Origin of the sequence: Fictibacillus barbaricus, assembly GCF_031457135.1 — a bacterium.
GTDB classification, from domain to species: domain Bacteria; phylum Bacillota; class Bacilli; order Bacillales; family Fictibacillaceae; genus Fictibacillus; species Fictibacillus barbaricus_A.
The window spans coordinates 41,890-49,622 of sequence record NZ_JAVDWA010000014.1; the positions used below are offsets into that span (position 1 = coordinate 41,890).

The 7,733-nt window shown below is 41.4% G+C and carries 6 protein-coding genes, 2 tRNA genes, 1 rRNA gene and 1 pseudogene; all 10 read right to left on the reverse strand.

From position 1 onward, the window contains the following. Nucleotides 1–300: 300 nt before the first annotated feature. Nucleotides 301–1,317, reverse strand: a complete 1,017-nt coding sequence (tsaD, locus tag J2X07_RS19680) for a tRNA (adenosine(37)-N6)-threonylcarbamoyltransferase complex transferase subunit TsaD (RefSeq protein WP_310262865.1) — start codon at nucleotides 1,315–1,317, stop codon at nucleotides 301–303. Further along, nucleotides 1,314–1,763, reverse strand: coding sequence for a ribosomal protein S18-alanine N-acetyltransferase (gene rimI / locus J2X07_RS19685; protein ID WP_310262867.1), 450 nt, complete (start codon nucleotides 1,761–1,763; stop codon nucleotides 1,314–1,316). The genes tsaD and rimI overlap by 4 nt, the downstream gene beginning before the upstream one ends. Before the next feature lie 9 nt (nucleotides 1,764–1,772). Next, nucleotides 1,773–2,468, reverse strand: a complete 696-nt coding sequence (gene tsaB / locus J2X07_RS19690) for a tRNA (adenosine(37)-N6)-threonylcarbamoyltransferase complex dimerization subunit type 1 TsaB (protein ID WP_310262870.1) — start codon at nucleotides 2,466–2,468, stop codon at nucleotides 1,773–1,775. Next, nucleotides 2,410–2,920 (reverse strand): annotated as a pseudogene (gene tsaE, locus J2X07_RS19695) (tRNA (adenosine(37)-N6)-threonylcarbamoyltransferase complex ATPase subunit type 1 TsaE). The gene tsaB and the pseudogene tsaE overlap by 59 nt, the downstream one beginning before the upstream one ends. Nucleotides 2,921–2,929: 9 nt before the next feature. Then, nucleotides 2,930–3,913, reverse strand: coding sequence for a thiamine-phosphate kinase (gene thiL, locus J2X07_RS19700; RefSeq protein ID WP_310262873.1), 984 nt, complete (start codon nucleotides 3,911–3,913; stop codon nucleotides 2,930–2,932). A gap of 227 nt (nucleotides 3,914–4,140) precedes the next feature. Next, nucleotides 4,141–4,216, reverse strand: a tRNA-Asp gene (locus J2X07_RS19705). Nucleotides 4,217–4,295: 79 nt separating this feature from the next. Next, nucleotides 4,296–4,372 (reverse strand) — tRNA-Met (locus J2X07_RS19710). 154 nt (nucleotides 4,373–4,526) lie between these two features. Then, a complete protein-coding gene (locus J2X07_RS19715; protein ID WP_310262875.1) occupies nucleotides 4,527–5,906 on the reverse strand; it encodes an amino acid permease in 1,380 nt (459 codons plus the stop codon). 86 nt (nucleotides 5,907–5,992) lie between these two features. After that, nucleotides 5,993–7,153, reverse strand: coding sequence for a trans-sulfuration enzyme family protein (locus J2X07_RS19720; protein WP_310262878.1), 1,161 nt, complete (start codon nucleotides 7,151–7,153; stop codon nucleotides 5,993–5,995). A gap of 488 nt (nucleotides 7,154–7,641) precedes the next feature. Further along, nucleotides 7,642–7,733, reverse strand: a 5S ribosomal RNA gene (gene rrf / locus J2X07_RS19725); the annotation flags it as partial.

The following is a 7,733-nucleotide window of genomic DNA, read 5'->3' on the forward strand; positions in this document are numbered from 1 at the left end:
TGAAACTCCATCTTATAGAAAAAGAGCAAGAGGTATTAAATGCATGGGGAAAGAAATAACTTATCCACAGGTCAAATCAGATAAAACATGCGTTTTGTGAGTTTATCCACGTTATCCACAGAATATTGTGTATGACTTCTGTTAATTGTGCATAACCTCAAACCTTTATTTCATAAGCTTAAATTTAATTATCCACATTATCCACAAAACTGTGTATAACTTTTCCACATATCAACCGTGGATAAGCTATAAAAAAGAAAAACTCCTTTCCATTCTGGAAAAGAGCTCCATAAGAATATCTTATTGTGCTTCTAAATCTAATCCTGGAACGCCATTTAAGGCCATGTCCCCTCTTGTACCCTTTTGATATGCTACACTTCCTGCTGCTGCAATCATCGCAGCGTTGTCTGTGCATAAGTGCAGCGGCGGAATCACAAGGTCAAATTTCGTATCTTTAAAGCGATTTTCTAACTGCTGGCGCAATCCTTTGTTCGCCGCTACTCCACCGGCAAGGAGCACTTGTTTCACATCATACTGCTGTGCTGCACGGAATGTTTTTTCCACCAGCACATCCACAACACTTGCCTGAAAGCTTGCTGCTAAATCTTCTGGTTTAATCACTTGTCCGCGCTGTTCTGCATTGTGTACAGTATTGATCACTGCTGACTTCAATCCGCTGAAACTAAAATCGAATGATTCAGGCTCAAGCCACGCTCTAGGCAGATCGATATTTGGCTCGCCAACTTGTGCAAGCTTGTCGATATGCGGTCCGCCCGGGTATGGCATTTTCAAAGTTCTTGCCACTTTATCATACGCTTCTCCTGCTGCATCGTCTCTTGTTTCCCCGATCACTTGAAACGTTCCATGCTCTTTCATGATTACAAGCTCTGTATGGCCGCCTGAAACGATGAGAGACAGCAAAGGAAACGTCATCTCTTTTACGAGCCGGTTTGCATATATATGACCGGCAATGTGATGTACAGGAACGAGTGGTAGACCGTGCGCAAAGGCAAAGGCTTTTGCTGCGTTTACACCGATTAAGAGCGCTCCGACTAAACCAGGACCTTCTGTTACGGCTACTGCCGTCAGGTCAGCCGGTTCAAGCTTTGCCTCATTTAAAGCCTCTTCGATTACAATCGTAATTTGTTCAACATGATGACGGGACGCCACTTCCGGCACAACCCCGCCAAAGCGTTTATGACTCTCAATTTGTGATGCTACAATATTGGCCAGCAGCTCTGTACCGTTTTTTACAATGGCCACTGCTGTTTCGTCACAACTTGTTTCTATCGCTAAAATGATTTCATCTTTTATCATAATTCCACCCACATGACTAACGCGTCTTCACCGTTATCACTGTAATAGTTTTTTCTGATGCCGCCAGCTTCAAATCCTAGCTTTTTATATAAATTTTGAGCAACATGATTACTTACCCTGGCTTCAAGTGTCATTGTTTGCGCACCATGCCTTTTTGCGAGCTTGATCGCTTCCTTCATAAGCTGTTCTCCCAGCTTTCTTCCTCTGTACGATGGAAGAATGGCAATGTTCGTCACATGTGCTTCATCCATCACAAGCCAGATGCCGCAATAGCCGATCGGCTGAAAGTGGTCTTCTATAACCAGGTAATAAGCAAACTGGTTCTCAACAATTTCTCTGTAGAATGCTTCTTTTGACCAAGGAACTGTGAATGATGACTGCTCGATTCCTACAATATCCTCAATATCCGTTACTTTTGCCAGTCTGAAAGTATATGCCTCTCCCACTATCAGCACCTACTTCCCTTGTGACTTCAGCCAGTTTACTTCAGCTTCCGCCAGCTGAAGGTAGCTTGGAGTGAACGTATGGATGTCTTCTGGCTCTCTCTCCATCCCGATACGTCCTAGTTCACTCGGTCTCGGGTTATGGTCAGCAACCTGTCCCAACACTGCCTGACTACCGAGAAATTCTATGATCGTTTCCTGATGAAGCGGAAGATCGTTTCCTATAAAAAGAATCTTTTCTTCGAGTTTCTGCAGTTCTTCCAGCCAATCTTTTAACAAAATAATCCGATCCTCCAAAACCGTTTGAAGTTTTCCATTGTCACCGTTCCCGTAAAGGCCTGTAAATACTTGCGTTCGTCTCGCATCAAATAAAGGTACCGTATAACCGCCAAAGTACTTCCCGCTCTGTGCAAGCACTTCGAGGCTCGAAATACCAACCAGCTCTTTTTTAAGCGTCCAGGCGAGCGTTTTTGCTATCGTAACCCCAATACGAACGCCCGTGTAAGAACCAGGTCCCTTTGCAACAACTATGCGGTCTAGCTCTGCAGGTTTTACTCCCGTTTCTTCCATTAGCTGTTCAATCGCTGGCATAACACGGATTGAATGATTTTTCTTTAAGTTTGTAATGTATTCACCTAGCACTTTTCCGTTATCTAATACGGCAATCCCCATTACAAGGTTGGATGTGTCTATTGCCAGTACTTTCATCACATAATCTCCTTAATCAGTTCTATATATCTTTCTCCAATGGGAGTTAACTGGATTTCACGCTGCTGATCACCTTTATGTGATACTACAATCTCGAGTCTCTCATCGGGCAAATACTCTTCAATAAATGTAGCCCATTCTACAACACTTACCCCTTCACCCGAAAAATACTCTTCAAATCCTAAATCCTCATCAGAGTCTTCTAAGCGGTAAACATCCATATGATAAAGCGGCACACGGCCGGAATATTCCTTTATGATTGTAAAAGTAGGGGAATTAACGGTTCGGGTTATCCCTAAGCCTTTTGCCAGCCCTTTTGTAAAAGTCGTCTTCCCTGCCCCTAAGTCTCCAGCTAAGGTCAGAACATCACCTTTTTGAAGCGCATTACCCAGCTTCTCGGCAAAAGCCATTGTATGGTCTGCTGAATCTGTTTTTATCGTATAAACACTCATGACTTTCCCTTACCTTTCCCTAAAATGATTGAATCCTTTTTTCGTAAGCGGTTCTTGATTTATAAGGACAGCCGTTTCCCCGCGCTCCGTGACTCTCCCAATTTTATATAGAGGAAGAAAACTCTTATCAAACTCAGAAACAACCTGGTTAAAGTCCTTTTCTGCCATTGTCCCGACCAGCACATAATCTTCTCCGCCATATAACTGATAGGTTAACCGTTCATTCTTTGATAAACTTTTTAAAATAGAGCTTATAGGAAGTTTTTCTTCATCTATATGTATCGTAACATCGCTCGCTTCAGCAATCTCGTTTAACTCGCTGGCAATTCCGTCACTGACATCATTTAAAGCAGTCCGAAAACCGCTTTTCGCAAGTAATCTCCCCTGTTTGATATGAGGCTGCGGCATTTGATGCTGTGAAGTTAAAGAAGTTTCAGCTTCATTAAAGGAATATTGACGTGTTTTACTTAACAAAAGCTGTAAGCCTGCGGCTGATTCTCCTGTTATACCCGTTAAAAAGACAACATCATCCGGCTCAGCATTTTTTCGATATAAGGATTTCCCTTTCTCTACTTTGCCTATAACAGTGACAGTTAATACTAACGGACCTTTTGTTGATACCGTATCGCCGCCAATGAGGTCAGTTTTATACAGATCCGCGAGTTTTCTCATTCCTTCGTATAGGTCATGGAGTTCCTCTTCTGTACATTCAGGGGAAATGGCGATTGATACTAAATAAAATTGCGGAATCGCTCCCATTGCTGCGATATCACTTAAATTAACCGCAAGTGCTTTATGGCCGATCTGGGCAGGAGACAGCGTATCCCTTGTAAAATGAACACCCTCTACCATCGTATCGACACAAACGACTTGGTCCATGTCTTCATCGACAGACCAAATTGCAGCATCATCCCCTATTCCCATCAGCAAATTTTTTTGGTGGGAATGAGACGGTATTATGCTTTTTATCCATTCGAATTCATCACGAAGCACGGGATTCACCTCACAAGGTCTATAATGATCATTTATTGTTATTTTCGTTTTAGATATATTACCCACTTTAACTTATCTCTGCATGAATGAACACCTTATCATAAATTCTGTCTGATTGTACAAAAAAGCCTTAGGACATGTCGAACTCCTAAGGTTTCAGTAGTATATTTAAGTTTAACTTACTTTTAGACATAAAAAAACACGAAACCTTGTTTCGTTTTAAAAAGTGGCGGACCCGACCGGGGTCGAACCGGCGATCTCCTGCGTGACAGGCAGGCATGTTAACCACTACACCACGGGTCCAGCAATTATGTAATTGATGTAGTTATAAATTGGATATTTCATGGCCGAGAAGATTATCGACGTAGTTCATGAAAATAATTGGTTGCGGGGACAGGATTTGAACCTGCGACCTTCGGGTTATGAGCCCGACGAGCTACCAGACTGCTCCACCCCGCGACGTTATAATTGCTGACGAATGATGTTACTCTTTCGTTGCTTTTTTAAATTGTATCTTTCGGACATTTATTAATATATCACGTTAATTAGTATGATGCAAGTGTTAAATAAAAATAAGGCACTGAAAAAATTAAATTTTTCCAGTGCCCTACTTTTATGCTGCTTTATCCACGTTGTCAGGTCTCTTGTGGAAGCCTTTTCCGTAATAGATCGCTGTTAATAATGCTAACCATAAAGGTCCTACAATTAATGCGATTCTTGTGTCTGGGAAATACGCCATGATCCCTACAACAAAAATAAGAATGGCAAGAGCTATATAAGATCCATAAGGGAAGAATGGCATTTTAAATTTCAGCGCTTTCTTTTCCTCAGTACTTAAAGTTTTACGGAATTTCATTTGAGACACTAAGATTACGCCCCATGTCCAAATCGCTCCGAATGTAGATATACTTGTAACCCAAACGAATACTTTTTCCGGAACTAAGTAGTTCAAAGCAACACCGATTAAAAGTGCCGCAGCAGATACTATAATAGCCGTTGAAGGTACTCCTGTTTTTCCGATTTTACCAAGTTTTTGCGGTGCTTGTTTTTGCTGTGCAAGGTTGAATAGCATACGTCCTGTACTGAAAATCCCGCTGTTACAGCTGGATAATGCAGCAGTTAATACAACAAAGTTAATGATCCCTGCAGCTTGTCCGATCCCCATTTTTTCAAATGTAAGTACAAACGGGCTTCCTTGTGTCCCAATTTGGTCCCAAGGATAAATAGACATGATTACAAACAATGCTCCTACGTAAAACAAGAGGATACGCCAAAATACAGTGTTCACTGCCTTGGCAATCGTTTTTTCAGGGTTCTTTACTTCCCCAGCCGTTACACCGATCAATTCGATTCCTAAGAAAGCGAACATAACCATCTGCATCGACATTAGAATTCCTTTAAGTCCGTGGGGAGCAAATCCTCCATTTGACCACAGATTGCTGATTCCAGTGGCAATTCCGCCATTTCCGAAACCAAAAATAATCATTCCTAAACCTGCAATAATCATAAGTACAATAGCAATAATTTTAATTAACGCAAACCAAAATTCAAACTCTCCATAAGCTTTAATGGCGATTAAATTTACACCTGCCATGATAACAAGCGCTGCTAATGCCCAGATCCATGTTGGAACATCCGGGTACCACATCTTCATATAAATACCGACAGCTGTGATTTCTGCCATACACGTAACAATCCATAAGAACCAATAATTCCATCCCGTTAAATAACCAGCTAACGGCCCGATGTAATTTTTAGCATATCGACTAAAAGATCCGGCAACAGGCTGTTCTATCGCCATCTCGCCTAGTGCTCTCATAATCATAAACATAACTGCTCCACCTAGAGCATACGCAAATAAAATTGCTGGCCCTGCCATCTCAATTGCAGATGCTGAACCTAAAAATAGGCCTACTCCAATTGCAGCCCCGAGAGACATCAATGTAATGTGTCTTTCCTCAAGCCCGCGGTGTAATTCCTCTTTCGGCTTCATTTTTCTGCCTCCCTTGTTGTAGTTGATGAAGCGCTTTCATGAGCCTATTCTATCATAGTTCGACAATTTGCAACAATTCGTTTTTGTTACAAATTCTGATTGGACACCAGAGCCTGTTCAGCAGCATATTTAAATACCTTGCAAATGTCACTTTTATCTTCAATTCCGACAGAAATCCGGATAACATTTTTGTTAATACCCAGTTTTTCACAGACTTCTGCTGGCAATGACCGGTGGGATGTCCCTAGCGGATAAGATACTGTTGTTTCGACCCCTGCAAGCGTCGGAACAATTTTTACCCAATCCAGAGATTTGAAAAACGTATGGACATCGCTGTTCTCGTCTAATTCAATCGTGACGATCGCACCGTTTCCTTTTTCACTGACATGTTCAGGATAATAAACCTTCTTGATCCCTTTTGTATCTTGAAGCTGATCCGCTAATTCCTGTGCATTGGATACATGACGCTCCATTCGAACACTCAATGTTTTCAAGCCCCTTGAAGCTAACCACGCATCAAACGGTCCTAAATTACAGCCTAGATGACCCATTTTCGCCTGGGCTTTCGCAATTAAATCTTCTCTGCCCACTACTGCTCCAGCTGTAACATCACCATGTCCGTTCAAATATTTTGTGGCACTGTGCACAACAATATCAATTCCGAGAGTATATGGCTGCAAAACAAATGGTGTAGCAAACGTGTTATCAATCATAGATGTAATTCCATGTTTCTTGGCTAATGAAACGATTCCTTCAAGATTCTCTACTCGTAAAAGAGGGTTCGTTACAGATTCTGAATAGATTAGTTTTGTATTTGGTTGGATTTGCTTTTCAACTTCATCCATGTCTTCAAAAGATACAAATGTTGTTTCAATTCCAAAGGTCTTCAATTCCTCTGATAGAAGCGTATACGTCCCGCCATACAGGTCCTCACAAGCAAGAATGTGGTCACCAGCTTGTACAACAGCTAAAATACCAACCATAATTGCTGAGATTCCGGAAGAAGTAACGACTCCCGCAGGCGCCTGCTCCAATTCCGCAACTCCTTTAGCAAAATCATCTTGGTTCGGGTTATTCATTCTCGTATATAGGTAGTCGTTCTTCCCGCGAAAATAATCCTCTAAATCATCTAAGCTTGAAAAAGTAAAAGCTGATGTCTGGTAAATCGGCTTTACTTTACTTACAGACTTAACACCTGAATGACCAGCTGCATGTACGGTTGAAGTATCGAAATGAACATCTTTCATATGAAATGACCTCCCCATTATTTTTATCTCCTAGTGTAGCACAAAAACAGAAGAAGTCTTATTGATATGTTTTAAATTTTGCTTCACAACTTTTAGAAATGTTGAATGGAGTGCTGTGGAGAAATTTCGATAACTTCTACCTTTTTGGTCTTATTTCAATTTGTCTGGATTTTTTTAGCTTTTTTTAGCTGAATCTTACTTATCTATTCGAAAAAGAAGATGGATGACAATCCATCTTCCTCCTTTTGATTATCTTTTTAGCTATGAACTGGATAATCCCACACTTTGCTTTGACAATCCCACAGTTCTTGAAGGCCATCCCACAGTTTTCAGCTCGAATCCCACACTTTTTTACGAGATACCCGCGAACCAACATCATTCGACAGAAAAAAGAAGATGATACAATCGATCATCTTCTCCCTTTTTCGGTTCATTTCTTTCTTTTCAAAACAAAAAAGAAGATGGATGTTCATCCATCTTCCTCATTTGCTCAGCGACGTCCTACTCTAACAGGGGGAGACCCCCAACTACCATCGGCGCTGAAGAGCTTAACTTCCGTGTTCGGTATGGGAACGGGTGT